Annotated in this window: 24 protein-coding genes and 1 riboswitch; of the genes, 17 read left to right on the top strand and 7 right to left on the bottom strand. The window is 36.9% G+C overall.

Annotated elements, in window-relative coordinates; translation table 11 throughout:
* Positions 1 to 13 precede the first annotated feature (13 nt).
* From cydS to ACWV26_RS17470, 8 genes are all read left to right on the top strand, one after another.
* Positions 14 to 124, top strand: a complete 111-nt coding sequence (gene cydS, locus ACWV26_RS17505; protein ID WP_455895959.1) for a cytochrome bd oxidase small subunit CydS — start codon at positions 14 to 16, stop codon at positions 122 to 124.
* 89 nt (positions 125 to 213) lie between these two features.
* Positions 214 to 1,575 (top strand): 23S rRNA (uracil(1939)-C(5))-methyltransferase RlmD, encoded by a 1,362-nt coding sequence (gene rlmD, locus ACWV26_RS17500; protein WP_455895958.1) that lies wholly within the window; start codon positions 214 to 216, stop codon positions 1,573 to 1,575.
* Between the two features lie 217 nt (positions 1,576 to 1,792).
* Positions 1,793 to 2,443 (top strand): 2OG-Fe(II) oxygenase, encoded by a 651-nt coding sequence (locus ACWV26_RS17495; protein ID WP_455895957.1) that lies wholly within the window; start codon positions 1,793 to 1,795, stop codon positions 2,441 to 2,443.
* A 1,036-nt stretch (positions 2,444 to 3,479) separates the two neighbouring features.
* Positions 3,480 to 4,871 (top strand): MDR family MFS transporter, encoded by a 1,392-nt coding sequence (locus ACWV26_RS17490; RefSeq protein ID WP_455895956.1) that lies wholly within the window; start codon positions 3,480 to 3,482, stop codon positions 4,869 to 4,871.
* A gap of 318 nt (positions 4,872 to 5,189) precedes the next feature.
* Complete coding sequence (locus ACWV26_RS17485; protein ID WP_455895955.1) at positions 5,190 to 5,315, top strand: hypothetical protein; 126 nt, start codon at positions 5,190 to 5,192, stop codon at positions 5,313 to 5,315.
* A 228-nt stretch (positions 5,316 to 5,543) separates the two neighbouring features.
* Positions 5,544 to 6,512: a tRNA dihydrouridine synthase gene (locus tag ACWV26_RS17480; RefSeq protein WP_455895954.1), complete on the top strand. Its 969-nt coding sequence runs from the start codon at positions 5,544 to 5,546 to the stop codon at positions 6,510 to 6,512.
* Between the two features lie 233 nt (positions 6,513 to 6,745).
* A complete protein-coding gene (locus tag ACWV26_RS17475) occupies positions 6,746 to 7,249 on the top strand; it encodes a MarR family winged helix-turn-helix transcriptional regulator (RefSeq protein ID WP_455895953.1) in 504 nt (167 codons plus the stop codon).
* 27 nt (positions 7,250 to 7,276) lie between these two features.
* Entirely contained in the window at positions 7,277 to 10,327 is a 3,051-nt protein-coding gene (locus tag ACWV26_RS17470) for an MMPL family transporter (protein WP_455895952.1), read from the top strand.
* Positions 10,328 to 10,618: 291 nt separating this feature from the next.
* Here the strand turns inward: ACWV26_RS17470 and ACWV26_RS17465 are convergent, their stop codons facing one another.
* Positions 10,619 to 11,026, bottom strand: a complete 408-nt coding sequence (locus ACWV26_RS17465; protein WP_455895951.1) for a carboxymuconolactone decarboxylase family protein — start codon at positions 11,024 to 11,026, stop codon at positions 10,619 to 10,621.
* Between the two features lie 116 nt (positions 11,027 to 11,142).
* Positions 11,143 to 12,015 (bottom strand): LysR family transcriptional regulator, encoded by an 873-nt coding sequence (locus tag ACWV26_RS17460; protein ID WP_455898292.1) that lies wholly within the window; start codon positions 12,013 to 12,015, stop codon positions 11,143 to 11,145.
* Positions 12,016 to 12,136: 121 nt separating this feature from the next.
* Here ACWV26_RS17460 and ACWV26_RS17455 point away from each other — a divergent pair, with 121 nt between their 5' ends.
* Positions 12,137 to 12,970: an NAD(P)-dependent oxidoreductase gene (locus tag ACWV26_RS17455; protein WP_455895950.1), complete on the top strand. Its 834-nt coding sequence runs from the start codon at positions 12,137 to 12,139 to the stop codon at positions 12,968 to 12,970.
* A 404-nt stretch (positions 12,971 to 13,374) separates the two neighbouring features.
* Positions 13,375 to 14,649 (top strand): MFS transporter, encoded by a 1,275-nt coding sequence (locus ACWV26_RS17450; protein WP_455895949.1) that lies wholly within the window; start codon positions 13,375 to 13,377, stop codon positions 14,647 to 14,649.
* A 112-nt stretch (positions 14,650 to 14,761) separates the two neighbouring features.
* Here ACWV26_RS17450 and ACWV26_RS17445 read toward each other — a convergent pair whose 3' ends face one another.
* The 3 genes from ACWV26_RS17445 to ACWV26_RS17435 form a co-directional block, all read right to left on the bottom strand.
* Positions 14,762 to 16,270: a succinate CoA transferase gene (locus ACWV26_RS17445; protein WP_455895948.1), complete on the bottom strand. Its 1,509-nt coding sequence runs from the start codon at positions 16,268 to 16,270 to the stop codon at positions 14,762 to 14,764.
* A gap of 38 nt (positions 16,271 to 16,308) precedes the next feature.
* On the bottom strand, positions 16,309 to 16,944 hold the full coding sequence (locus ACWV26_RS17440; protein ID WP_455895947.1) for an HD domain-containing protein: 636 nt from the start codon (positions 16,942 to 16,944) through the stop codon (positions 16,309 to 16,311).
* 117 nt (positions 16,945 to 17,061) lie between these two features.
* Complete coding sequence (locus ACWV26_RS17435) at positions 17,062 to 18,045, bottom strand: LysR family transcriptional regulator (protein ID WP_455895946.1); 984 nt, start codon at positions 18,043 to 18,045, stop codon at positions 17,062 to 17,064.
* 151 nt (positions 18,046 to 18,196) lie between these two features.
* A riboswitch (TPP riboswitch) is annotated at positions 18,197 to 18,306 on the top strand.
* A gap of 158 nt (positions 18,307 to 18,464) precedes the next feature.
* On the opposite strand from ACWV26_RS17435, the gene ACWV26_RS17430 reads away from it, so the two are divergent.
* From ACWV26_RS17430 to ACWV26_RS17405, 6 genes are all read left to right on the top strand, one after another.
* Positions 18,465 to 19,073, top strand: coding sequence for a thiamine phosphate synthase (locus tag ACWV26_RS17430; RefSeq protein WP_455895945.1), 609 nt, complete (start codon positions 18,465 to 18,467; stop codon positions 19,071 to 19,073).
* Positions 19,057 to 20,169, top strand: a complete 1,113-nt coding sequence (thiO, locus tag ACWV26_RS17425) for a glycine oxidase ThiO (protein WP_455895944.1) — start codon at positions 19,057 to 19,059, stop codon at positions 20,167 to 20,169. Before ACWV26_RS17430 ends, thiO begins: the two co-directional genes overlap by 17 nt.
* Positions 20,170 to 20,181: 12 nt before the next feature.
* A complete protein-coding gene (thiS, locus tag ACWV26_RS17420; protein WP_455895943.1) occupies positions 20,182 to 20,385 on the top strand; it encodes a sulfur carrier protein ThiS in 204 nt (67 codons plus the stop codon).
* A gap of 3 nt (positions 20,386 to 20,388) precedes the next feature.
* Positions 20,389 to 21,156, top strand: a complete 768-nt coding sequence (locus ACWV26_RS17415) for a thiazole synthase (RefSeq protein ID WP_455895942.1) — start codon at positions 20,389 to 20,391, stop codon at positions 21,154 to 21,156.
* A complete protein-coding gene (locus ACWV26_RS17410; protein ID WP_455895941.1) occupies positions 21,153 to 22,166 on the top strand; it encodes a ThiF family adenylyltransferase in 1,014 nt (337 codons plus the stop codon). The genes ACWV26_RS17415 and ACWV26_RS17410 overlap by 4 nt, the downstream gene beginning before the upstream one ends.
* Positions 22,167 to 22,402: 236 nt before the next feature.
* Positions 22,403 to 23,443: an NAD(P)-dependent alcohol dehydrogenase gene (locus tag ACWV26_RS17405; RefSeq protein WP_455895940.1), complete on the top strand. Its 1,041-nt coding sequence runs from the start codon at positions 22,403 to 22,405 to the stop codon at positions 23,441 to 23,443.
* A gap of 131 nt (positions 23,444 to 23,574) precedes the next feature.
* Here the strand turns inward: ACWV26_RS17405 and ACWV26_RS17400 are convergent, their stop codons facing one another.
* Positions 23,575 to 24,906 carry an MFS transporter gene (locus ACWV26_RS17400; RefSeq protein WP_455895939.1) on the bottom strand — a complete coding sequence of 444 codons (1,332 nt, stop codon included), beginning with the start codon at positions 24,904 to 24,906 and terminating at the stop codon, positions 23,575 to 23,577.
* A 321-nt stretch (positions 24,907 to 25,227) separates the two neighbouring features.
* Between ACWV26_RS17400 and ACWV26_RS17395 the strand changes: the two genes are divergently transcribed.
* Positions 25,228 to 25,566: a cupin domain-containing protein gene (locus ACWV26_RS17395; protein WP_455895938.1), complete on the top strand. Its 339-nt coding sequence runs from the start codon at positions 25,228 to 25,230 to the stop codon at positions 25,564 to 25,566.
* A gap of 205 nt (positions 25,567 to 25,771) precedes the next feature.
* On the opposite strand, the gene ACWV26_RS17390 is transcribed toward ACWV26_RS17395, so the two are convergent.
* A complete protein-coding gene (locus ACWV26_RS17390; RefSeq protein WP_455898291.1) occupies positions 25,772 to 26,236 on the bottom strand; it encodes a phage tail protein in 465 nt (154 codons plus the stop codon).
* Position 26,237: the final 1 nt, after the last annotated feature.

Below are 26,237 nucleotides of genomic sequence, written 5' to 3'. Positions count from 1 at the left end.
GGAGGCAAGCCAAATGGAACATATCATTATCTTCTATGCACCATTTATCGTGGTAATCGTAGCAATCGTCATTGGCTTTTCTGTTGCTTTCAAAGATGGTGCTGTAACGAAAGACGAAGAGTAACGTTGAATCCAAGGGCGTAAGGGCTCTTGGATTTTTTCTTTTGAGTTGTCATGTTACAATAGAAGGACTGAAACGAAAGGACGTTAAGTATGACAGCACCAGTAAAGAAAAACGATCGATTATCTGTTTATATAGAAGATTTAACTCATGACGGGGCGGGCGTTGCAAAAGTAGATGGCTATCCGCTCTTTATTCAAGGCGGACTACCTGATGAACAAGTGGAAGTTCATGTCTTAAAAACGTTAAAAAACTATGGCTTCGCTAAGATTATAAAGATTGAAGTGCCTTCACCTGAACGAGTAGAACCAACATGTGGTGTCTACGCACAATGTGGTGGTTGCCAACTGCAACATCTATCCTACGAAGGTCAATTAAAATGGAAAGAAAAAATGGTTCGAAACGTCATGACACGCATTGGTAAAATCGATGCGCCTGTTCATCCGGTAAAAGGAATGGACAACCCATGGAATTATCGAAACAAAGCCCAAATTCCATTTGGCTTAAATGGCGATGTGCCAATCGCAGGATTTTATAAAACAAAATCCCATGCCATTGTCGACACAGATCGCTGCCTGATCCAAACGCCAGAAGCAGATGCGATTTTGGAAGGCTTAAAACCACAACTTTGGAAACTAGGCATTAAACCATATAACGAAGAAACAAAACAAGGAATGCTACGTCATGTTGTCGTTCGAAAAGCACGAGCAACAGATGAAGTGATGGTCGTACTTGTAACAAAAAAAACCAAATTTCCACAAGCAGAAGCAGCTATTGAACTCATTCGTAAGCTTGTTCCGAATGTCAAATCCATCATGCAAAACGTTAATGCAGAAAATACAAACGTAATCTTTGGCAACGAAACAGTCAACCTCTGGGGTCAAGATACAATTGAAGATCATATCGGTGAAGTAAGATTCGAAATATCTGCTCGCTCATTCTATCAAGTCAATCCAATTCAAACAGAAGTCTTGTACAAACAAGCATTAGACTATGCACAGCTTACAGGGGAAGAAACTGTTATCGATGCCTATTGTGGAATTGGCACGATCTCATTATTTATGGCCAAAAAAGCGAAATACGTAATGGGCGTTGAAATCGTCCCACAAGCGATTGAAGATGCGAAACGTAATGCAAAACTAAACGGCCTAGAAAATACTTACTTCGAAGCAGGCCCAGCAGAAGAAGTTATTCCACGCTGGTACAAAGAAGGAAAAACAGCTGATGTCTTAATGGTCGATCCGCCGAGAAAAGGCTGTGATGAAGCATTGCTGAAAACGATTTTGGAACAAAAACCAAAACGTATTGTGTATGTATCATGTAATCCTTCAACATTGGCGAGGGATTTACGGATTTTAGAAGATGGAGGGTATAAGACGCAGGAAGTACAGCCTGTTGATATGTTTCCACATTCGACGCATTGTGAAGCGGTTGCTTGGTTAGAGTTATCGTAATTATATTAAAAGAACGAATTCCGATTGATGGAGTTCGTTCTTTTTTGCTTGTTAATGAGAATATATCGCTCAACTCATTATAGAAGAAGCTTGTAAATGTGAAAGGAAACGAAGAATATAAAAATAATTTTTTTCTCAGTGAAGAATTGAAAGGAAATGGAAAACTGTTTGTCGAAGTAAGTGAATATTTCGACAAAAACAGGGGTTGGTGAATAGGATGGTTTTTAAAGATGCACATATAAAAGAAGCAACTATTTTTAATCATATTGAAAATAAAATAAAAACAGAAGACAGAGAGATTAATATTATTGCTAGATTTGAAGAACCACTTGTCGTAGTTTTAGGCTCGGTATTGGATGATGAGGAATGCGATGTACTAATTCAGTTGGCAAAAGGCCGCCTTCAGCGTTCAAAAATCGGAGGAACCCGAGAAGTCAGTGAGATACGAACAAGCAGCGGTGTGTTTTTAACAGACATCAACAATGATATTCTTGCGAGGGTGGAAAAAAGGGTATCTGCCATTATGGGGATTCCTATAGAACACGGGGAAGGGCTTCATATTTTGAACTACCTACCGGGTCAAGAGTACAAAGAACATTTTGATTATTTCGCTCCTACAAGCAAAGCGGCGAGTAACAATCGAATCGCAACGCTAGTGATTTACTTAAATGATGTGGAAGAGGGAGGAAGCACCTTTTTCCAAAAATTAAACTTTTCTGTTAGTCCGCAAAAGGGCATGGCGGTGTACTTTGAATATTTTTATAACGATCAAACGTTAAACGAATTAACGTTGCATGGAGGAGCTCCAGTTGTAAAGGGAGAAAAGTGGATAGCCACACAATGGATGAGAAGGCAGAAAATAAACTAAATCGACCAAGTAAACGAGTAGTTCGTCGAATCCCTTCAAATCAATAGATTATTTGAAGTATAGAAAGCTGCCTAATCTTCTTAATAGGCTAGATTCCCAGGAAAATAGGAACCAAGCCTATGTAATTAAACCCACCAGCACTCATATGTTGCCGCATACACTCTGCGCATGTATAGTGTGTGACGAAACTAATTTTAAAATAATAAAGTGAGCTTGTTTCTTAACTGAAACGAGCTCATTTTTACTTTGGTTAAATATACAAACAATTGAAATACTAGTTAACTTTTATCTACCCTTCGACAAAATCTAGTACAAATCGTAGCCTTATGAGTAAACTTTGCTGCATCGATTGTAAGTACCAGTATTATACGAAGTAAAAACAGTTAAAGAAAGTAAAATAAAAAGCTCCAAGCTGCACATATAAAGAGAGAAAGTAAAGCCAACTATTCAAAACTTTTCCGTCTAGTATTCACATGAAGAAGTACTTTTTGACTTAAAAGCAAGAATAGCAAAAAGGTTGAAGATGATGTTTAAGTTGAAATACTTGCCTTTGGTATTGAAGGATTTAAGGGATATTTTTTTATAATAGTAGTGAATGAAGGTCGTGGACACCCTGGGACCATTTTAAAATTCTGATGCCAGACACTGTTTTCTTTGCTTTGAATTGTGTAATCATCAACAGGTTAAAAACGGTTACCGAATAATGATAATCGTTTTTTTGATTGTTATGGAGGTGCATTCAGTAGTATTTACATTCAACTTACGTATAACTCACATTCTAGTTACATTCATATTGTATATTTTGAGAGTAACAATGCATCAAAATGAGGACTTCATAAAGGAGCTTTTTCGCAGTAGTAGAAGGTGAAGGTCAGTCGACATGAAAATGGTAGTTGAATTTGTGTATTTAAAACTTTAGAATTGAATGAGGTAAAATTTACACATTTATCCTATTGAGAAAAAGTATACTAAAAATTGATGAAGAGATTATGAAATAGAATCTCTCTTTGATATGTAAGAAATACAAGGAGGTTTTATGGGTAACTTATATGAAAAAAGAAACAAAATCGTACTCCCTTTTCTAATCGCTGCCTTTGTTGGACTGTTTAACGAAACAGCATTAAATATGGCATTTGTGGAGATTAGCAAGGGTTTTGGTATTGAAACTTCAACGGTACAATGGTTAACAACTGGATACTTGCTCGTATTAGGTATTTTTGTACCTGTATCTTCCTTTTTAATGCAGCGGTTTACAACAAGACAATTATTCGCTACTTCCTTAACTTTATCGATTTTAGGTAGCATCATTGCAGCAATTGCCCCAAGTTTTTCGATTCTATTACTTGCTCGTATTTTCCAAGCATTAGGAACTGCGATTATTTTGCCATTGATGATGACAGTTATTTTAATGGTGTACCCAGTTGAAAAACGTGGAGCCGCGATGGGGAAAATTGGTCTTGTCATTATATTTGCACCCGCTATTGGTCCGACGCTAGCTGGGCTAATTTTAGAAAAATTCACATGGCATTTAATCTTTTGGATAACATTCCCGTTTTTACTTATTGCCATTTTAATTGGTCTAAAATTCATTGAAAATGTTAGTGAAGTACAGCCGACTAAGTTGGATGTAATATCATTTATCCTTTCAACGATCGGTTTTGGCGGCGTTGTTTATGGATTCAGTATTTCAGGGGAATTAGGTACATTTATGACAACTGAAGTTTATATTGCAGTAGGAATTGGTTTACTTTCATTAGTGTTATTTGGAATCCGACAATTCAGACTTGAAACACCAATGCTAAATTTAAAAGTATTTAAATACCCAATGTTTACAATTGGATTGTTCATCATTTTAGCTGTAATGATGACATTATTATCGGTTATGGTCCTTTTACCAATTTACCTACAAAAAGTATTGTTATTAGCACCAATGATTGCAGGATTACTACTATTACCAGGTGGGATAGTGAATGCTTTAATGTCGGTAGTAGCGGGGAATCTATTCGATAAATATGGTCCAAGATTGATGATACCAATTGGACTTGGTTTAACTGTAATCAGTTTACTTTTCTTACGCACGATCAATACAAATACGTCAAATATAACAATCATCATCATGCATATTTTATTACTAATTGGGCTTTCGTTTATAATGATGCCAGCCCAAACAAATGGCTTAAATCAATTGCCACGAGAATTATATACAGATGGTACTGCCATTATGAATACATTACAACAGGTGGCGGGGGCAATTGGTACTGCAATCGCAGTAACAGTAATGTCTATTACAGCAAAAGGATATGAAAGTCCAATAACAGGATTAGTAGAAGGGGTACAAAATTCCATATTATTTGGATTAATTATTTCGGTTATTGCCCTTGTTCTTTCATTCTTCACTAAACGTGTTTCCGCAATAGAAGAGCACTAAGAGCTCGACGGCAGTGTGGTGACAGTAAAATAATAATTTTCCCATTGAAAGGACTTAGAGAAGTCATTTTCAATGGGTTTTTTTATAATAGAAAAACGCAAGAATGCATAGCTAAATTTATCTACGTAATCCTTACTCTCTTTTCAAATGTTATGACCATATTTATTCTACCATTTGTTACCTGGTTCAATTCGTAACTATTTAGCTGGTGTTTTTTTATATTAGGATGGACTGTTTTCATCAGCAAGTTGAAAGTACAAGCCAAAATGATTTACTTAGATTCGAAGAGGCACATGGGAGAAAATCCGTCACTAATAATTGGTTGGATTAATCGGAGGAGCAGGAAGCTCTATCTATGCTGCAAAGGCAGCAAAGCCTGAATACATCATCAGTGCAGAAAATGCATTATACGAAGTAAAAACAGTTAAAGAAAGTATAAAATAGCAAGCTGCAAACATATAGAGAGAAAATAAAGCCCAATATAGGAACGAATTCTGTATAGGAGTTCGTTCTTTTTATTTATCATATAATTTATTTGACTTTATAATAGAGAAGCGTATTTAGTAAATAGATTGTATAATTAACGAACGTGAAATATTTTGCTTTTAAATTGGGGGAGAACAGTTTGATAATGTATCCCGTAATGCATAATGAAAGGATTTGTATTTGAATATGAAAGATAATTTTTGGCGTGATTTACCACGACCATTTTTTGTACTTGCACCAATGGAAGATGTGACGGATGTTGTTTTTCGTCATGTAGTAAGTGAAGCCGGTAGACCGGATGTATTTTTTACAGAGTTTACAAACTCGGATAGCTATTGTCATCCAGAGGGCATGAAAAGTGTGCGTGGCCGTTTGACTTTTACAGAAGATGAACAACCAATGGTGGCGCATATTTGGGGTGATAATCCTGATTATTTCCGCCAAATGAGTATTGGCATGGCAGAGCTAGGATTTAAGGGAATCGATATTAATATGGGCTGCCCTGTACCAAATGTAGCATCGAGAGGAAAAGGTAGTGGCCTCATTCAGCGTCCCGACGTTGCTGCAGAACTTATTCAAGCAGCAAAAGCGGGTGGACTGCCTGTTAGCGTGAAAACACGACTTGGCTATACGGAGATAAACGAGTGGCAGGACTGGCTAACGCATATATTAAAACAAGATATTGCGAATCTTTCTATACATTTACGTACAAGAAAAGAAATGAGCAAAGTAGATGCGCATTGGGATCTAATTCCTGAAATCAAAAAATTACGTGACCGTATCGCACCAAATACACTCCTCACAATCAATGGAGATATTCCTGACCGTCAAACTGGTCTAATGCTTGCTGAACAATATGGTATTGATGGCATTATGATTGGGCGAGGTATTTTTAAAAATCCTTATGCTTTTGAAAAAGAGCCAAAAGAGCATAGTAGTAAAGAATACCTTGATTTGTTAAGGCTACAGCTCGATCTCCAAGATCATTATGCAAAACTACTACCACGTTCAATCACAGGACTTCATCGCTTTTTCAAAATTTATGTCAAAGGATTCCCTGGAGCTGCTGAATTAAGGAATCAATTGATGAACACGAAATCAACAGATGAAGTTCGTGCAATGCTTGATAATTTTCAATCAAATATAGTTGATTGAAAAAATGATATAACTGCAAAAGTAGTAACATATTACGCTGTAAACGGATAGAAACCAATGAAGAAGAACGAATTTCCGATGATGGAATTCGTTCTTTTTTCTTGGTGGAAATATAGTATAACTTGATTTTATAGAGTAATAGGACATTATATTGACAATAGAATTTTATCTGAATAAAATAAATCGTATACGATGTATCGTGTACGATTTATTTATGGGAGGGGAGAAGAAATTTGAAAAGAGCTGAGTTTGTTGGGGAATCCATTGATTTTATCCATCGCTATACGATGAAAAGTCTACAAAAAACAGCGGAGGAGCATGGAGTTACGATTCCACAAATAAAGGTAATTGGTGATGTATTTGCCCATAAAACCGTGAGCGTTAAGCAACTCGCTCAAAATTTAAAAATGACGCAAAGTACAGTTTCAGATATTGTTGAAAGGCTGATTGCGAAAGAGTTACTAGTAAAAAGGCCAAATCAAAAAGATAAGCGGTTAGTAGACATTACGTTATCTCCTCGATTAGCTGAAGAGATTGATGAAAGTATAGCGGAATTGACTAATCAGTCATTGGTTGGAGTATTGAATCTATTAAATCCTAACGAACAGGAAATCGTAGAAAAAGGAATGAAATTATTAGTTTCAGCCGTTAAAGAACGAATGATTGCTGAGGGAATGGATAACTATGATTTCATCGACATTGTGTATTTCTCCGAAAAGGACAAGCGTGGGAAATAACATTTATAAAAAGGCGGAGGACATGAAGTGAAGAAAATCATAAAAGGGCGTTGGGCAATATTTTTGATTTGGCTTATTGCGACAATCATACTAACGGTTATTCAGCCTGACATTAATGCAATATTACGCCAACAAGGGCAGGAAGGTACGAGCAGTAAAAGCCCATCCGTAATTGCCGGAAATATATTAGAAAAGATGAACACTGTTAAGGGAACGGACAATCTAATTGTTTTTTACGATGAACATAAAATATCCGATAAAGAGATGAAACAAATCGGAGAATCAGTAAAAACAATCCGTAATAGCAGCCAAGAACTTGGCATTACAGAAATGATTGATCCATTCAGTACGCCTGCTGCAAAAAGTTCTTTAGTCTCTAAGGACGGCACAACTTTAATGGTGAGCTATAAGCTTGATAAAAAAGGTCGAGAAATCGACGATATAAAGGAAAAATTTGAAAGTAAGCTTAAAGGTCTACCAGTAGATTACTATTTTAGCGGTGAAGACTTTATTAATAATGATTATTTGAAAGCATCACAGGCAGGTGTTGAGAAAAGTGCAATCCTTACAGTCATTTTTATTCTAGTAGTACTGATTATTGCATTTAGATCAGTTGTTACACCTTTTATTTCTCTAATTGCAGTAGCATTTTCTTATCTTGTTTCGATGGGTATTGCAGCACAATTAATTGATAAGGCAGGTTTCCCAGTAACGAGTCTCACACAAATGCTTTTAGTACTGATTCTTTTTGGGATTGGTACAGATTATAATATCCTTTTATTTAATCGATTTAAGGAAGAATTGGCAAAAGGCTTCTCAGTAGAGGATTCCATCGTCAATACGTATAAAACAGCAGGTAAAACAATTGCTTATAGTATTCTCACAGTGTTTATCGCTTTCTTAGCACTTGTTTTCTCCGAATCACCGATATATAAATCGGGTGTAGTTGTTGTTATTGGCGTAACGATCTTATTATTAGAAATTTTAACGTTAACACCTTTTATCATGAAAGTACTAGGTCAGAAGATTTTCTGGCCATCAAAAAATGCTGGAGGACATAAAGAAAACAAATTCTGGGAGAAGACTTCTTCCTTTGGTACAAAGCATCCGATTCTTGTAACGGTGATTATTCTTTTAATCATCGGTCCGATAGTTATTCTGCATAAAGAAAAGCTTAACTTCGATACGGTTGGTGAACTTGGGGATTCTTATCCTTCATCAAAAGCAATTAATCTAGTGGCTGATCATTTTGGTAAAGGTCAAGCAATGCCTTCAACGGTAGTTATTGAAAATGATAAAGCGCTTGACCAAAATGAGTCTCTAGCTGTTATTGATAACATCACAGAAAGATTGAAGAAACTAAAAGGTGTGAAAATGGTATCTTCGGTTACTCAGCCACAAGGTAAACAAATTGCAGACTTTTATGTCGACAATCAAATGGGAAGCGTAACAAAAGGTATTTCTCACACGCAAAATGGTGTGGACCAAATTTATGATGGATTGTCAGAGGCTCAAAAAGGGCTTGAATCTGCAGACTTTTCAAAAGCCAGCCAAATGGTCGATGGTACTGCAAAACTTCAAAATGGTATGACCGCCTTAACAAATGGACTCAAACAAATCCAAGCAGGAATCTATGATGGAACAAATAATTCACAATCGATTTATAATGGACTAGCTACTATTCAAACGAATCTCTCAACAATGAGCAGTCAGGTAGCAATGCTGGCAGAAAGTTATGGGAAAATGCAGGCTGGCTACTCTGAAATGGGATCTCATTATCAAGATGCAGCAAAGGCACTGCTCGGAGTTAAAGCTACTCTTACACAAATGAAATCTATGACAGATGCATTAGGTAGTAGTTATGTAGATTCTAAGAATGATCCTAATTTCCAAGCGTTGAAACAAACCATTGATCAGCTTTCAACGTCATTAAGCCAAATTACGCCAGAAAGTATTGCGACATTAAACAAAAATTATAACAATGTCACTGCAGGCTTTAATACTGCCAACAAAAATCTAGTAAGCATGAGTAAAGGTTTATCACAAATGGCAGATGGTTTGAAAAAGTTAAAATCTGGACTTGGACAAACATCTGCAGGAATTACCACAATCGTAACTAATATGAATACAGTAAACAATGGACTTGGCGAAATGAAAGCTGGTCAACAAAAGTTATTTGCAGGTCTTAGTGAATTTGATAAATTCGGTAAAAAACTAACAGATGTGAATGATGGACTGCACGGAATATCAAACGGGCTTGAACAAACAAATGGTTATTTAACTCAACTCAATACGAATAAGACATTCTTTATCCCGAAAGAAGCATTGACGAACAAGGAATTTAAAAAATCGTTAGATGCATTTATGTCTAAAGATCGTAAAATCACTAAAATGACAATTGTTTTAAAGGATGACCCTTATTCAGATGAAGCTTTATCAACAGTTGATCAAATCAATGATACACTTTCAAATGGGCTAAAAGGAACTGTGCTATCGCATGCGAAAGGCGGTACAGTTGGAACAAGTGCAACAACGAAAGATATGAACGATGTATTATCAAGAGATTTAAATAGAACAACAGTAATCGTTATAATTGGCGTATTACTTGTCTTATTCTTGGTAATTCGTTCATTCTGGACTCCGGTATTTATTACGGCATCCCTCGTAGGGGCATATTATACAGCGATGTTCATCATCAATTATATTTTCCTAAATCTATTGGGGTACGCAGGGATTTCTTCCTTTGTTCCATTCTTCTCCTTCATTATTATTGTTGCCCTGGGAGTAGACTATAGTATCTTCTTAATGATGCGCTTTAAGGAATATCCAGAGTTATCTCCAAAAGAAGCAATTGTACTAGCTTCCAAGCATACTGGCGGTGTTATCATTTCAGCAGTTATTATACTTGGAGGAACATTTGCTACATTAATGCCATCTGGAATTATTCTATTAACGGAATTAGCGGTTGCGGTCATTACAGGGCTGATTGTCCTATGCTTTATTCTATTGCCTATCTTTGTTCCGGCATTGATCGCTTTACCAGAAAAGCTAGCGCCTTCTGCTTCTAAGGAAAAATGAAGTTAAATTTAGTCTCTTTATTTCTAATCTAAAAAATAGATTCCTATGTTTGTGTGAGTTTTCCACAGGCATAGGAATTTTATTATTGGAAGGGGAGAGGTATTGATGGGGTACTTTCTGAAACTTAGTCTACATAAAAAACGACATATTCATAATTAAGATGAATATGTCGGGAAATTTATTTTACCTAAACTTAAAGACTTTAAATTGACTATGGCTGTCAACAATAAAGCCCAAATCCAACTGCGTAAGCATGGGGTGTTTGAGGTTTTATTGGTGTGGCGTTATTGCTTAATCGTTAACTGTTACATTTCGTTGAGCAAAAACTTTTTTAACAACAGCTAGAGCGTTCAAGACACGTGGGAAACCTGCATATGGAAGCATGTGCAAGATAGCTCCAACAACTTGTTTTGGAGTTAACCCAATATTAAGTCCATTGTTGATATGCAATTCCAATTGTGGTTCTGTACCTAGAGTTGTAAGACCAGCAAGTGTGGCAATGGTACGTTCTTTATCTGATAAGCCCTCACGTGAATAAATATCTCCAAAACCAAATGAAACAACAAGTTCTTCTAAATCTGGTGCAAGATCTTTAAATGCATCTCGAATTTGTTGTACTGATGAGATTTCATCATTTCCTTCTAAAGAATACTTTTTGATAATATCTAAACCTCTTTGGTAACGGTCTACTTCTGCCATGTTAATTCCTCCTAGATGTTATTTGTATCTGCAAAAGTAACTATAACGCCGTTTTTGATATTCGTAAAATACATATAAATCATGCTAATAATTCCTTTTTTTCATGATATAAAAGTTCATTCAGCTGAAACATACTTAATAAATTCTTGAACTGCAGGTGATGCATGTTTCTTCTTTTTTGAAATAAGGCCTAAATTCCAAGGAATACTTGGATTAACGATGGGAATCACCTTGATTAAATTTTGATCGACTTTTTTTGCCATGGGTTTTGGGCAAATCGCAATCCCTAAGTTTTCGCCAATCATTTCACTAATAAAACCCCACTCAGAAATTTCGTAAGCAATTTTTGGACGAAAACCAGCCCGCAGACAATGCTGCACAATAATTTCATGAATAAACTCTTGTTTAAATAGAATGAAGTTTTCATCTTTTAATTCGTTCATCTCAACTTTCTTCTTCTGTGCTAATGGATGGTCGTGATGGACGAAAAGTGATAGTTCACCACTAACAAAGGGGATTACATCAAACTCCTTTTCATCCACCGGTAGCATAACTACACCAAGGTCTAATATTCCGTCTTTGACTTCCTGTTTGACTTTTTTTGAATCATCTTCAGAGATTTTTATTTGGATATCGGGGTACAGATTATTGAAACCTTTAATGATTTTTGGAAAAAATAAAAAACCAATGATATTCGGTATGCCGATTTTTATTTTTCCTTTTTTTAAGTTCATTAAATCATAAAGGTGGGTAGATAAATCATTTACCGATTCCATAATTATTTCCCCTTCTGCTAAAACAATTTCCCCTGCGTCCGTTAATTCAATTTTCTTTGCGGAACGGTCAATTAGTTCCACCTTTAATTCTTCTTCCAAGTTTTTGACTACTTTACTTAGTGTAGATTGAGACAGGTGAAGCGATTTGGAGGCTTTTGTGAAACTTTTGTATTTAGCTACTTCTATAAAATAAGTAAGTTGACGTATGTCCATGAATTTTATCTCCATTCTATGAATTTTATCTATAATTTGCATTCTTTATATTCATTTTACTCATATCTAATTGAGTTGTATACTAAATGGGCACTAAAGTTTAAATATTGGAGTGAGAAACATGAACAAAAAAATTGGATTTGTCGGATTAGGAACAATGGGCTTCCCAATGGCCGTTAATTTAAAAAAAGCTGGTTTTGAAGTAATCGGTTATGATGCCTTTAAAGGTGTTTATGAAAAGGCTCAATCTGCTGGAATTACAATGGTAGAAACTTTAAAAGAAGTGGCAGAACAAGCTGACGAAGCGATGATTTCAATGGTTCGTGACTATGCACAAAATGTAGAAGTTATTTTTGGAGAAGACGGTTTATTATCTGCTCAACCTAAAAATAAAACAGTTATTGTCATGAGTACACTTGACCCTGAAACAATGAATAAATTAGGTAAAGAAGTCGAAGAAAAAAGTGATTTGACTTTAATTAGTGCTGCAGTAAGCGGTGGTTCTACAGGTGCTGAAGCTGGAACATTATCAATTATGACAGCTGGACAAGAGTCAATCGTAAAATCTTTCCAACCATACTTTAATGCAATGGGTTCTAATATTTTCTACTATGGTGCAGAACCAGGCAACAGCCAAGTAGCAAAATTAGTTAATAATATGATTTTAGGTATTAACATGAATGCATTAGCTGAAGGACTTAAATTAGGTCAATACTATAACTTACCTGAAGAAGAAATCTTAAACTTATTGAAAGTTAGTACAGGTGATAGTTGGGTAGTTAGAAATTGGAGCGACGTATCTGAATGGACTGCAGACACTGCTTTGGCTGTCCTACTTAAAGACTTAAAAGCAGCACACCTTCAAGGGCTTAACCATAATGTTTCATTACCATTCAATGCTTTATCATCTACACAATTATTTAACTCTATGGGAAAAGAAAAACCAGAAGCTTAATAATTGAATAAACTTAGCAATATTATTATTTGGTGGATTGTACCACATGCCTACTAGGAAAGCGTTCTGTTCTGTATTGAATAGGATGCTTTCTTTTTTTATTTTGCATAAAAACCTTAAGAAAGAGGAGTTTAACTTTAAATGCAGAATACTTAAAAATACTTCAAGTATTGTTGGGGATTTCAATCCTTATCAATAAAGCAAAGTAAGCTAAAATGAATCTCCATCTTTAATCTAAGTAATTCTTACGAGTACCATTACATAAATATATTTATCAATTGTTCAGTATTTAACCTTGTATAGATAAGTGAACATAAGTTCAATGCATTTGTATCTAGAGTGATCTAAATATGCTTAAACCATGAAATGAAAAATTTAAGTGCCATAGAAGGAAGGTACATGCAATGGTTCAAAAACGGCAAGGAATTTACTTTGGTTGGTATATTGTTATTGTAAGCATGATTATTACATTGTTAACGGTAGGGCTTCGCTTGGGGATAGGTTCTTTTGTATTACCGATGATGGAAGATCTACATGTTACACGAACTTTTATATCTATGATCATTTCTGTAAGTATGATTATGTATGGTATTGGAATGCCTATCACAGGTTATTTATGTGGAAAATATAGTACAAAATTTGTTCTTCTTCTCGGGCTTGTTATCATCGAGTTATCGGTTTTAGGAACGGTGTTAACTCACAATGTCTGGGTATTTTTCTTCATGTATGGCGTGCTTCTGTCGTTTGGTCTTGCCTTTACGAGCCCTGTTGCAGTTACTCCGATTATAAGTCGTTGGTTTATACGTCAAAGGGGAAGGGCTTTGTTTTCTCTCTCAACAGGCTCTATGGCGGGTATTGCTATTTTTACTCCATTATCTACTTTTATGATTGAGGCCAGTGGTTGGCGAATGACTCTGTTCATTTTTGCAATCCTTTTTGTTGTGTTAATTGTTCCTGCTGCTATTTTCATCTTTAAAGAAGATGTTCCAGAAGGAGCTGATTTAAAAGGAGATTTTTCAAGTACCATAACCTCTACTCAAGAAATAATTCAAAAGCTTACTTTGAGAGAGGCTATTCGCACAAAAGCGTATTGGCAAATTGTCGTGGGGTTATTTGCATGTGGATTTAGTATGAACTTGCTAGGTTCTCATGCAGTCCCGATGTTAATCGATCATCATTTTGAAGCAACTACAGCTTCATTTGGAGTTGGGCTTATTGGTCTTGTTGCCATATTTAGCACACTTGTATTAGCTTCAATCGCTGATCGTTTTGCCAAACGTAAACTACTATTTATTATTTATTTTGTAAGAGGGTTGGGTTTTTTAGGGTTGGTATTTTCACACAACACATGGCAACTTTATTTAGTTGCAGCACTAGGGGGATTAGTGTGGTCTGGAAGTATTGCGATGTCTTCAGCTATTTTAGGAGAGCTTTTTGGTGTAAGACTTCTAGGTGTACTTTATGGATGGTCTTACCTTGGTCATCAAATTGGAGGGGCAATCTCTTCATTCCTTGGAGGGTGGGGCTATGAAGTCTTTGGCACCCATGTTTTTTCATTCGGATTAGCGGCATTCACATTAATAAGCGCGGGCATCATTTCATACCTAATTCCTGAGCAACTCAAGCTGCAAAAAATGAAACAAGATAAACCTATTAGTAGTAGGACAATATCTTCTTAACTATTAATAACTTTAACAAACAGGGGCAATGAATAAGTAGTATTATGCCCCTGTTTATTTATTTATTTATCAATAGTCAGGTCTGCCATTTCTTATGGTCATTAAACTCTGATTATTTATTTTTCATTGTTCCATTTTCCGCAAAATTAATATGCATAGAAAAAGCTTTTCGCAAGTTATGCGGTGTATGGCTACCACCTGTTAATTCAAGTGCTTCGTTATAGTAAGCCCATAATTGTTCCTTGTACTCTGGATGAACACAGTTTTCGATGATGAGTGGTACGCGTTCTTTTGGTGCAAGACCGCGCAAGTCAGCAACGCCTTGTTCTGTTACGATGACGTCTACATCGTGTTCTGTGTGATCTACATGAGAAACCATTGGGACGATGGAGGAAATTGCTCCACCTTTTGCGTATGATTTTGTGACGAAAATACCAAGCCGAGCATTACGAGCGAAGTCACCAGATCCACCGATTCCGTTCATCATTTTCGTACCGGATACATGCGTTGAGTTGACGTTGCCGTAGATATCGAGCTCAAGTGCAGTATTAATAGAGATTAAGCCTAAACGACGGATTACTTCTGGATGATTCGTGATTTCTTGTGGACGTAAGCAAAGTTTATCTGCGTATTTCTCCATGTTTTCAAAGACACGTTTATTCGTTTCTTCAGCTAACGTAATGGACGTGCCTGAGGCGAAAGAAACTTTACCAGCATCGATCAGATCAAATACGGCATCTTGCAATACTTCCGAGTATATTTGTAAGTCTTCAAATTCTGAAGCTAAGAAGCCATGTAAAACAGCATTTGATACAGAGCCTACGCCTGATTGGATTGGTGCCAATTTGTTTGTTAGACGACCAACTTTGATTTCATCACGTAAGAAGTTTAGTAAATGTTTTGCCATTGTATCTGTCTCTTCATCTGGAGGAACGATTAAGGAATAAGCATCGTGTTCTTCAGATAGAACAATTGCTTTTACTTTAGCAGGGTCAATTTTAATCCCTGTTTCTCCAATGCGATTGGATGCATTTGTCATAGGTATTGGTTCGCGTTTACCTTGTTCCGCTGGTATATAAACATCATGAATACCAATTAATGATTCTGGACTAGCTATATTTAATTCAATAATAATGTTATCAGCGTGTTGTGCGAAAATAGGTGAGTTTCCAACAGAATTCGTTGGAATGAGGTAGCCATCTTCTGTAATTGCACAAGCTTCGATAATCGCATAATGGATTGGGCCAATAATGCCTTGACGAACGAACTCTGCGTTATGTGAAACGTGTGCATCAACATAAGTCACCTTACCCGTATTAATCAAGTTACGGATCATCGCGTCACTTTGGTATGGTCCGCGTTTGCGAATCACGCCTGCTTCCGCTAAGTATTTGTCTACTTCAGGACCTAATGATGCCCCTGTATACACATCAATTTGAAACTTTTCATTTTTCGCACGTTCTACAAGTGCCATTGGGACAACTTTTGCGTCACCTGCACGTGTAAATCCGCTCATTCCGACTACATCGCCGTCTGAGATCAACGCTGCAGCAACATTTGCGGAAACAATCTTGTCAGCAAGCTCTTTTAAACCTAAACGCCTTTCAACAATCGGGTTCATTTATAAAACCTCCTAAAATACGATTTAATTTATGGTAATTACTCCCATGGTGAATGTAAAATACAGTCACAGAAGTTTTTCGGTTTGTAATCCGGTACAAAATACTTAACGACATCCAATTTAATATTGCCAAAAGTTGTTTCTGGCTTATGTTTAAAACCTTCATAAAACGCTGGAATAATTTCTTGCTTGAAATTATTGCGAGGGAAAGCTTTTACAATTTCCTCTCTTAGTCCAATAGGGAACTGTTCAAAGCCATCTCCCATGACATCTAAGCCAACTCCCGAATAAAGTAGGGCGACTTCAGATTCTTTATGCTCCGCGATTCCAATTGTCGTATGTAATGCGATGGCATCCCACACACGACGAATCGACTCGTCAGGAATTTCATAATGCTGTAAAAAGCTTCTCGCAGCGTTTGCACCGTCTACTTCAAAGCGTAAATCAGGACTGCTGTATTTCTTTGTTAAGCCTAAATCATGGAACAATGCAGCAACATATAACAATTCTAAATCATAATTACGCTTGTCCTCTTTCCCCATGACTGCACCAAATAAAAAGACGCGGTTTGAATGGTTCCACAACAAGTCATCCCCGTACTCTCGTAAGATATCTGCTGCATCAGTCGCTAATCGTGTATCTGGAATTTGAATACCTGCTACTTCTTGAAACACAATTTAAACCCCCTTCGCCAAATGTAGTGTTTCTCATTTTCATGAGTCTACTTTCATTATAAAGGGGGTTTTCTGATTTAACTATTTCATTAATCCTATGATAACGATAGATAAAAACTATAATATAGTGCTTTGCAAAGATGTAATGGCCTCCTTCTCAATTAGAAAACGGAGCTTTTCAATTTCCCGTACTAATAACTCCACATATTTACGTGCTGCATAATTGATAAAACAATTCTTCTTCATGACAAGATTCACTTCTCTCGTCAAAGCCGGCTTTTCAATATGTTGATAATATAAATCCGCAGTATCATTAAATTCAAACAATGTACGTGAGACAACGCTACGACCAACACCATTACGAACAAGCTTCAAGATTGATTCAACACTTGATGTTTCAACTAGGGGGTCTATTGGTTTTCCAACCTCACAGCTCGTTGTATCAAGAAGTCTTCTGCATTGATGAGTATTTGGAAATAAAATAAGTGGACCTTCTAAAACATCTGTAAATGAAATCTTCTGCTCTCCACTTTCTTGATTACTGATCAAGTAAAATTCTTCATCATAAAGCTTTGTCACCTGAAGCATATCCACTTGATGGAAGTAGAACCCAATCCCAAAATCGGCGCCATCTTCTAGAACAGCTTTTTCCACTTGATCGGTACTTTGAATGGACACTTTGATGTTCGGATGGAGTTGGTTAAATCGAATACATAAAGTAGTAACCAAATCTGTCATTTCACCTGGCAAAACAGCAATTTTCACTTCTCCAATTTCTACTTTTCTAAGTGCTTCAATTTGAGAGGACATACTTTGTAAGGAATCTTGTATATTCAATGCTTCTTGCTGTACAATTTCTCCCACTTTCGTAAGTTCGATTTTCTTTCCAACACGGTTAAAAAGCGCATAGCCAACTCCTTGTTCTAGCATTTTAATTTGTTGGCTTAGAGTGGGTTGGGAAATCCCTAACTTTTCAGCAGCTCTTGTAAAATGCAGTTCTTTACTGACCATTAAAAAATATTCCAAATGTCGTAGCTCGATGGGAATCAATCCTTTCCGTTGAAATGTTTGCTTCTTTCTGAAATTCTTCTTTAAAAACATTTTTTGTATTTTATAGTTGTACTAGAGAAGTTTGTTGTTAATACAATGTCAGTCTAGATTATCTTTGACTGAATTAAAGATAAAAAATTAACTTGAAATATTTCCAATATTATAATATATTATCATTGGTTGATAATAATTGAATATTTCAAATTTTCACTAGGGGATCCCTTGATAAGGGCTGAGAATAAAGTAGTTACTTTTAAACCCTCATAACCTGACCTGGTTCGTACCTGCGTAGGGAAGTAGCGAATGTTTGTGCAATATTTTTATTTGGACAAATCTCAAACAATCATACCACTTTCCTGTCTAGGAGAGTGGTTTTTTATTTGAATAAAATGACGCCGGTCTTGTTTATACATAGTGAAGTTTGGAGGAAGGTGATAGAACAGTTTTTATGTGTGGAAGGAGGGAAGAATATGAGGTTAATGGCTGTAACGGACAATGTATCTTCCGTTCGTGCACTTGCATCTACGATTATTGAAATCAAAAACAAGGTTGATTTTATTCAAATTCGTGAGAAAACAAAATCACCTCAAGACATCATGACACTTCTTGAATATTTAGAAGAGGGTGGTGTTGAAAAAGAAAAAATCATCCTCAATGATCGGTTGGATATTGCTTTGTTGATGAATATTCCAACTGTTCATTTGCCTGAAAAAGGGCTGCCTGTGAGAAGGGTCAAGCAATTCTTTCCGCATATAAGAGTTGGAAAATCTGTTCATTCGTTTGAAGGTGCTGAGAAAGCTGAACTAGATGGAGCAGATTATGTGGTATATGGGCATTGCTTTGAAACGAATAGTAAAAAAGGCAGGGCTCCGAACGGCATTGATCCCATCATTCAAATGAAAAGAAACTTAAGCATACCGGTTTTTGCTATCGGTGGCATTACATGTGAGAACGTACATGAGTTGCGAGTAGTAAGAGCAGATGGAGTAGCAGTGTTGTCAGGAATATTTTCTGCTGAGAACCCGCTAGAATCTGCAAACCAATATAAAGAGGCAATAGTATATGAAAAAGAACTTTGAAGTGGTCATTATAGGCGGTGGGATTATCGGATCCTCCATTGCTTATTATTTAGCGAAAGAAAAGATGGATGTGGCATTGTTTGAAGCTGGCAAAATAGGTTCTAAATCCACAAGTGCTGCAGCTGGTATGTTAGGTGCACATTCTGAGTGTGAAGGGGATATGGATGTCTTTTTTCCTTTTGCAAGAAGCAGCCAGCAAGCTTATTCAGGTCTGAAAGAGGAGTTATATGAATCTAGCGGAATAGACTTGCAGTACAGAAGGGGTGGCATTTTAAAGCTTGCTTATACAAATACGGATAAAGATGAGCTCTATAAGATTCTTTCTCAACCAACTGCTAAGTGGCTGGAACCTGCGGATGTCTTAGAAATGGAGCATGCGGTTACGCAGGATATAGTAGGTGCTGCTTATATTGAAGATGATGTGAACGTGCTGCCAATTGGTGTTTGTCATGCCTTTGCTAAAAGTGCGCAGATGTTAGGTGCATCTCTTTTTGAATTTACATCAGTGCTTCAAATTAAAAACAATGATGGTAGTTATTTAATCCAAACAACAGCTGGTGAAATCGAAGCTAAGTATGTCGTTGTTGCAAGCGGCGTTTGGAGCTCCAAATTCTTTGAGCAGCTTGGATTATCTCATCAAGTCACACCGGTAAAAGGGGAATGTCTTTCTGTCATCGATGAGAATTCAGTGTTAAATCATACCCTTTTTCATGATGGCTACTATATCGTACCTAGAAATAACGGAAGGCTTGTGGTTGGAGCGACGATGATTGAAAAAGATTGGAATGAAAGAGTAAGCCTTGCTGGAATCGAATCATTAATTGCGAAAGCAAAGAGAATGCTTCCTGCTGTAGCGGATATGAAAATTGCATCGAATTGGGCAGGATTGCGTCCGCAAACGTTTGACCAAAGGCCATTTATCGGACAACATCCTGAGGAAGAAAGAATATTGTTTGCTACAGGGCATTATCGAAATGGTATCCTGCTGGCTCCTGCAACAGGGCAAATGATTCGTGATTTGATATTGAAAAGAGACATCAAAAAAGAATGGGTGGAGGCATTTAAAATCGCTCGCCGCTCACCACTACCAATATAGTAGGTGATATAAATGTCTATTAGATTAAATGGAAGACTTATTGACCTTCAAGAGGGAATCCAATCTATCCTACAACTACTTTCTCATTACCATTTAGAAGATCGCATTGTAGTTGTAGAGGTCAATAAGGAAATCATCATGAAAGAAAACTATGAAACCGTGAAATTATCAGACGGAGACGTTGTCGAAATTATCCATTTTGTAGGAGGGGGTTAAAGCATGTTAAAAATTGCTGATCGTACATTTCATTCAAGACTTTTATTAGGGACAGGGAAATACCCGTCATTTGAGATTCAAAAAAAGGCTGTTGAGGTTTCACAAGCTGAAATATTAACGTTTGCTGTGAGAAGAATGAATATTTTCTCTGAGGAACAACCTAATTTTCTTGAACAGCTTGATTTATCTAAATATACGCTTCTTCCAAATACTGCTGGTGCCAAAACAGCTGAGGAAGCGGTAAGAATTGCGAAGCTGGCAAAGGCTTCTGGCTTATGTGACATGATTAAAGTAGAAGTGATTGGTGATAATCGTACGCTTCTTCCGGACCCAGTTGAAACATTGAAAGCATCTAAAATGCTACTAGAAGAAGGATTTATTGTATTGCCTTATATTTCCGATGATGTTGTGTTAGCAAAACGACTTGAAGAGCTAGGTGTACATGCCGTTATGCCGGGTGCATCTCCGATTGGTTCAGGAAAGGGAATTGTCAATCCTCTTAACTTGAAATTTATTATTGAACAATCTTCTATTCCTGTGATTGTAGATGCGGGCATTGGGTCTCCAAAAGATGTGGCCTTTGCGATGGAGCTTGGGGCTGATGGAGTATTACTAAATACGGCTGTTTCAGGTGCAAAAGACCCTGTCAAAATGGCACTTGCCATGAACTTAGCGGTAGAATCAGGAAGATTAGGATTTGAAGCAGGCCGAATCGACGAAAAAGAATATGCAGTAGCGAGCAGTCCAACAACTGGGATGGTGACATCTTGACCAACAGGTATGCAAGACAAGAATTATTTTTAGGAAGTACTGCACAAGAAAAAATCCAAAATGCTAGTGTCATCATAATAGGAGCTGGAGCACTGGGATCTGCCAGTGCAGAGATGTTGGCAAGGGCAGGGGTAGGAAGTCTTACAATAGTTGACCGGGATTATGTAGAGTGGAGCAATCTACAAAGGCAACAATTATATACGGAAGCTGACGTGAGAAATCAACTGCCAAAGGCGATTGCTGCAAAGACAAGACTCGAACAAATTAATAGCGAGATTACCATTGATAGTTTTGTATTGGATATTGATGGACTAAATATTGAAGAATTGATCAAAGGCCATTCAATAATCATTGACGCAACCGATAATTTTGAGACGAGCTTGATTGTTAATGATGCAGCTGTCAAACAGGGGATTCCTTTCCTTTTTGGAGCGTGTGTTGCAAGTTATGGACTAACCTTTCCGATTATACCGGGAGAAACACCTTGTTTACATTGTTTATTAAATCATTTGCCGATCGACGGGATGACATGCGATACAGTTGGGGTAATCAGTCCAATTGTCCAAGTCATAGCAGCTGTTCAAGTGACACAAACTCTGCGAATTCTCTCAGGTGAAACAATATCACCGATTCTTCGATCAATTGATATTTGGAAAAGTGAAAAGGTGGAGATTAATGTATCGCGATTGAAAAATAAACAATGTCCAACATGCGGGGAAAAACCAACATATCCTTTTCTATTGTTTGAAAATCAAACAAAAACAGATGTACTCTGTGGAAGAGATGCTGTTCAACTAAGACCGGGTGTTCAAAGGTTATATTCACTTGACCACTTGTTGGAAAGAGTAAAGAACCAAATAACAAAGCCCATCTTAAATCCCTACTTGCTGTCATGTCAATTTGAGGATTATCGAATCGTTTTCTTTAAGGATGGCCGTGCTATCATCCACGGTACCAATGAAGCAAATAAAGCACGAGCTGTTTATAGCCGATTTGTACAATATTACTAGAATTTAATAATTGGATGATTGTACATTAAAGGCACCAAGAGCCTGTATCAATATTGAAGATACAGGCTTTTGGTGTTCGGTTTTCTAATAAACAGTCCTAAAGTTGGGATTTCCCAAAAATATAAATGTATCACTTGACCTCAAGTTAACTTTAAGGATTAACATAGTTTTGCAAGGGAAGAAATAGGATAAAGGGTAATTCTCTTGAAAAGTATAAAAAATTAGGAGGCTATTAAATGATAACTGCTAAAGCACGAGCTGTTGATGGACCGGATAAATCGTTTCGACCTGCTGAAATTCAAAGACGTGAACTGGATGACCATGATGTTCTAATTGAAATAAAATATGCTGGTATTTGCCACTCTGATATTCACACAGCTCATGGAGAATGGGGACCGGTTAAGTATCCACTTGTACCTGGACATGAAATTGCAGGGTTTGTTACGGCTGTAGGGCCTCATGTAACAAAATATAAGGTTGGTGATCGAGTAGGAGTCGGATGTATGGTTGATTCCTGTGGAGAATGTGAGAACTGCCGTAAAGGTGAAGAACAATACTGTCTTGAAGGAAATATCCAAACCTATGCTGGTGTTGATAAATACGGCGAGTATACTCAAGGTGGTTATTCTACCCACATCGTTGTAACCGAGGATTTTGTATTAAGAATACCTGATAAGATTGAGCTTGATGTCGCTGCTCCATTACTTTGTGCAGGAATTACGACATATTCTCCACTAAATCATTGGGGAGCAGGTCCAGGTAAGAAAGTAGCGATTATTGGTATGGGCGGACTGGGGCATATGGCTGTTCAAATTGCACATGGCATGGGAGCAGAAGTTACCGTTCTGTCTAGAACATTAAACAAAAAGGATGATGGGTTAAAATTAGGCGCAGATCATTACTATGCCACAAGTGACCCAGAAACATTTGAAAATCTAGCTGGCACCTTTGACTTAATGATTAATACGGTTAGTGCACAGATTAATCTAGATGATTACTTAGGATTGCTAAATCTTGATGGTACGTTAGTAAATGTAGGTGCTCCAGCAGAACCGTTGTCATTACGAGTGTTCAATTTAATCGGTCATCGTCGTTCATTTGCCGGTTCATTAATTGGAGGTATCCGTGAGACACAGGAAATGTTAGATTTCTGTGCGGAACATAATATTGCTCCTATGATTGAAGTGATTTCTGCTGATCAAATTGATGAAGCATATGAACGCGTATTAGCTTCGAAAGTGAAATATCGATTTGTGATTGATATCAGTACAATGTGAGTTGTATCATTGAATAAAGCTGTTCTTCTTGTTTTAGAAGAACGGCTTTTCTTCTACATAAATACTATTTAGCAGCACAAAGAAGCCACCCAATGAGATGGATGGCTTCTTTGTATATATCTGTATTATTTCTACGCTGAATGATTTTTAGAATTCAGTCCAGAATTTAATTCAGCTTCAATATGAGAAGTCTTTGAAGACTCACCCATACGCCAATAGGCGAATAGACTTATTGCAACACAAGCGGCTACATAGTAGAAGAAAAGCGACTCTACTCCGGCACTCTTTAACCATAAGGCTATAAACTCAGCTGTTCCTCCAAAAATTGCTACAGTAAGCGAATAAGGTAGTCCAACTCCAAGTGCTCGAATTTCCGTCGGGAATAACTCTGCTTTGACAATTGCATTGATAGATGTATAGCCTGTTACAATCACAAGACCAGCCATCATTAGTAAAAATGCTATTACCGGACTGTTTGTATGCTGCATCAGCATAAAGAGGGGAACAGTAAAGATGGTTCCCAATATACCGAACCCTAATAATAACGGACGGCGACCAATCCTGTCAGACAGCATACCTGCGAGAGGTTGAAGAACAACAAAGATAAGTAAGGCTAAAAAGTTGATCCAGGTGACATATTCTTTCTCGATTCCTACGGTATTGATCATAAATTTTTGTAAATAGGTTGTAAATGTATAGAAGGCAATGGTCCCGCCAAGTGTTAAACCAACTACTGTAAGAACAGCCTTTGGATATTTTAGTAAAACCTTAAGGGTTCCGGCATTCTTTTTCGTTTCTGAGCCCATTTTTGTAAACTGTTCAGACTCGTCCATTGTACGACGTAGCCATAATACAGCCAAAGCTCCTAGTGCTCCAATGACGAATGGAATCCGCCATCCCCAAGAAATCATCTGGTCATTACTTAGTACGAGCTGAAGGATGATCTGAACGCCAAGTGCGATTAATTGTCCCCCAACAAGAGTCACGTATTGAAAACTTGAATAGAAGCCTCGGCGTCCACTTGAGGCCATTTCGGATAAATAGGTTGCGGAAGTTCCATACTCGCCTCCGAGTGAAATCCCTTGGACCAGTCGGGCAACAACGAGAATAATTGGTGATAAAACACCAATGCTGCTATAACCTGGGGTAAGGGCAATCACAAATGAACCTGCAGCCATGATACTAACGCTTAAGGTCAATGCAGCTCGGCGACCAAATCGGTCAGCATAGACTCCCATAATAAGGCTACCAATCGGACGCATCAGAAAACCAATAGCGAAAATCCCTGCAGTATTGAGCAATTGAATGGTAGTGTTTCCTGTTGGAAAAAATTCAGCAGAAAAATAAATGGCAAAAGCAGAATAGACATACCAGTCATACCATTCAATAAGATTTCCAAGTGAACCTTTGATGATGTTACTCGTAATACGCCGTGTTGCTACACCATCCTTTGATTGTTTCAAAATAATTCCCCCTTATGTATTTAGTCAATGAGTATAAGGGATTCTCTCATACTCATTGGTATTGATATTTTCCTGAATAACCTTTAATTAATAAAAATATTATGCATGCAGAACAATTCTAATTATTCAAACTATTTTTATTGGAAATATTATACCAATATGTTTTTATGGATTCAATCTCTTATTAATAATAGGTTTTGAATGCCTACTTATCTAGAAAAAAAGGATTAAAAGGTAGAACTTTTTGTTACTATAGAACGAATTAGTTAGTAGAATGTTCTGTTAAAATAATAAAAAAGTAGAATATAAGGAGTGATCATATTGAAAATAAGCAGACACAATGCTGAACATTACCTATGGGGAGATTATTGCGACGGGTGGCATTTGGTGAAAAATAATGAGTTAAGTGTCATTCATGAACGTATGCCCGTGAATACAGCGGAAATTATACATTATCATAATCAAGCACGACAATTTTTCTTTGTTTTATCTGGTGTAGCAACAATTGATATAGAAGGGGAATTTATTACGTTAAACCCACATGAAGGGATTGAAGTTCCCCCTTTAACACATCATCAAATGCGTAATGAATCAAATGAGGATGTTGAATTTATAGTAATATCTCAACCAAATAGTAGAGGTGACAGGGTTAATATATAAAAAATCTTAATCAACTAGTTTTTTTAATTTGGAAAAAGTGCGTGAAAATGGAGATTCGTTTAAAGTTGAAAATTAGATGTGTTTAGGGATGTGAATTTTTGTGTGGGGGAAGAAGAAAAAAAGGGGAGAAGATTTGCAATCGGGTTTAAATCATTTTGCAAAATGTCTGCATCCCTTTTTTATGATTGAAAGTGCTTTTGCTTACTTAATATTCACCTTTAATTACAAAATACGAGCCACGGATTGTTCCAGCTAGTTTAGATTTTTGTCTAGCAAACTTAAACTTACCTTCTAATTCCTTTGGTATTTCCATTCCGTCAGAAAGCTTAAATCCAACGGCACGTTTTTTATTGTCTTCAACTGTATACATTACGTTGACCTCTAGACCATCCTCATAAAAGACGTAGGCAAATTTGATATTTTCTAATTCAAAACGTGAGGTTTCTAAAGGTTTGGCTGCAAATTCAATGTCACGTTCTTCTTTCAAAATCCGATTCACATAATCAAGTGTCTCTTGACTTTCGCTAGCAGGTACAACAGTAAATTCATGCTTGTATTTGTTCATAAAGTAACGGGCTTCGTTGGCACGTAATCCAGCAAGTGTTTCTACTACAGGCGAAGACTCTAAGCCAACCGTTGACACGTTTTTAAAATCAACGACATAGGGCATT

This window comes from Rummeliibacillus sp. JY-2-4R (assembly GCF_053847205.1).
This window is presented reverse-complemented; position numbering and strand designations above follow the sequence as displayed.

Bases quoted from the DNA above. Each gene is read 5' to 3' on its own strand.
- cydS (WP_455895959.1), top strand. From the start codon at position 14: ATGGAACATATCATTATCTTCTATGCACCATTTATCGTGGTAATCGTA.
- rlmD (WP_455895958.1), top strand. From the start codon at position 214: ATGACAGCACCAGTAAAGAAAAACGATCGATTATCTGTTTATATAGAA.
- ACWV26_RS17495 (WP_455895957.1), top strand. From the start codon at position 1,793: ATGGTTTTTAAAGATGCACATATAAAAGAAGCAACTATTTTTAATCAT.
- ACWV26_RS17490 (WP_455895956.1), top strand. From the start codon at position 3,480: ATGGGTAACTTATATGAAAAAAGAAACAAAATCGTACTCCCTTTTCTA.
- ACWV26_RS17480 (WP_455895954.1), top strand. From the start codon at position 5,544: ATGAAAGATAATTTTTGGCGTGATTTACCACGACCATTTTTTGTACTT.
- ACWV26_RS17465 (WP_455895951.1), bottom strand. From the start codon at position 11,026: ATGGCAGAAGTAGACCGTTACCAAAGAGGTTTAGATATTATCAAAAAG.
- ACWV26_RS17460 (WP_455898292.1), bottom strand. From the start codon at position 12,015: ATGGACATACGTCAACTTACTTATTTTATAGAAGTAGCTAAATACAAA.
- ACWV26_RS17455 (WP_455895950.1), top strand. From the start codon at position 12,137: ATGAACAAAAAAATTGGATTTGTCGGATTAGGAACAATGGGCTTCCCA.
- ACWV26_RS17450 (WP_455895949.1), top strand. From the start codon at position 13,375: ATGGTTCAAAAACGGCAAGGAATTTACTTTGGTTGGTATATTGTTATT.
- ACWV26_RS17445 (WP_455895948.1), bottom strand. From the start codon at position 16,270: ATGAACCCGATTGTTGAAAGGCGTTTAGGTTTAAAAGAGCTTGCTGAC.
- ACWV26_RS17435 (WP_455895946.1), bottom strand. From the start codon at position 18,045: ATGTTTTTAAAGAAGAATTTCAGAAAGAAGCAAACATTTCAACGGAAA.
- ACWV26_RS17430 (WP_455895945.1), top strand. From the start codon at position 18,465: ATGAGGTTAATGGCTGTAACGGACAATGTATCTTCCGTTCGTGCACTT.
- thiO (WP_455895944.1), top strand. From the start codon at position 19,057: ATGAAAAAGAACTTTGAAGTGGTCATTATAGGCGGTGGGATTATCGGA.
- thiS (WP_455895943.1), top strand. From the start codon at position 20,182: ATGTCTATTAGATTAAATGGAAGACTTATTGACCTTCAAGAGGGAATC.
- ACWV26_RS17415 (WP_455895942.1), top strand. From the start codon at position 20,389: ATGTTAAAAATTGCTGATCGTACATTTCATTCAAGACTTTTATTAGGG.
- ACWV26_RS17405 (WP_455895940.1), top strand. From the start codon at position 22,403: ATGATAACTGCTAAAGCACGAGCTGTTGATGGACCGGATAAATCGTTT.
- ACWV26_RS17390 (WP_455898291.1), bottom strand. From the start codon at position 26,236: ATGCCCTATGTCGTTGATTTTAAAAACGTGTCAACGGTTGGCTTAGAG.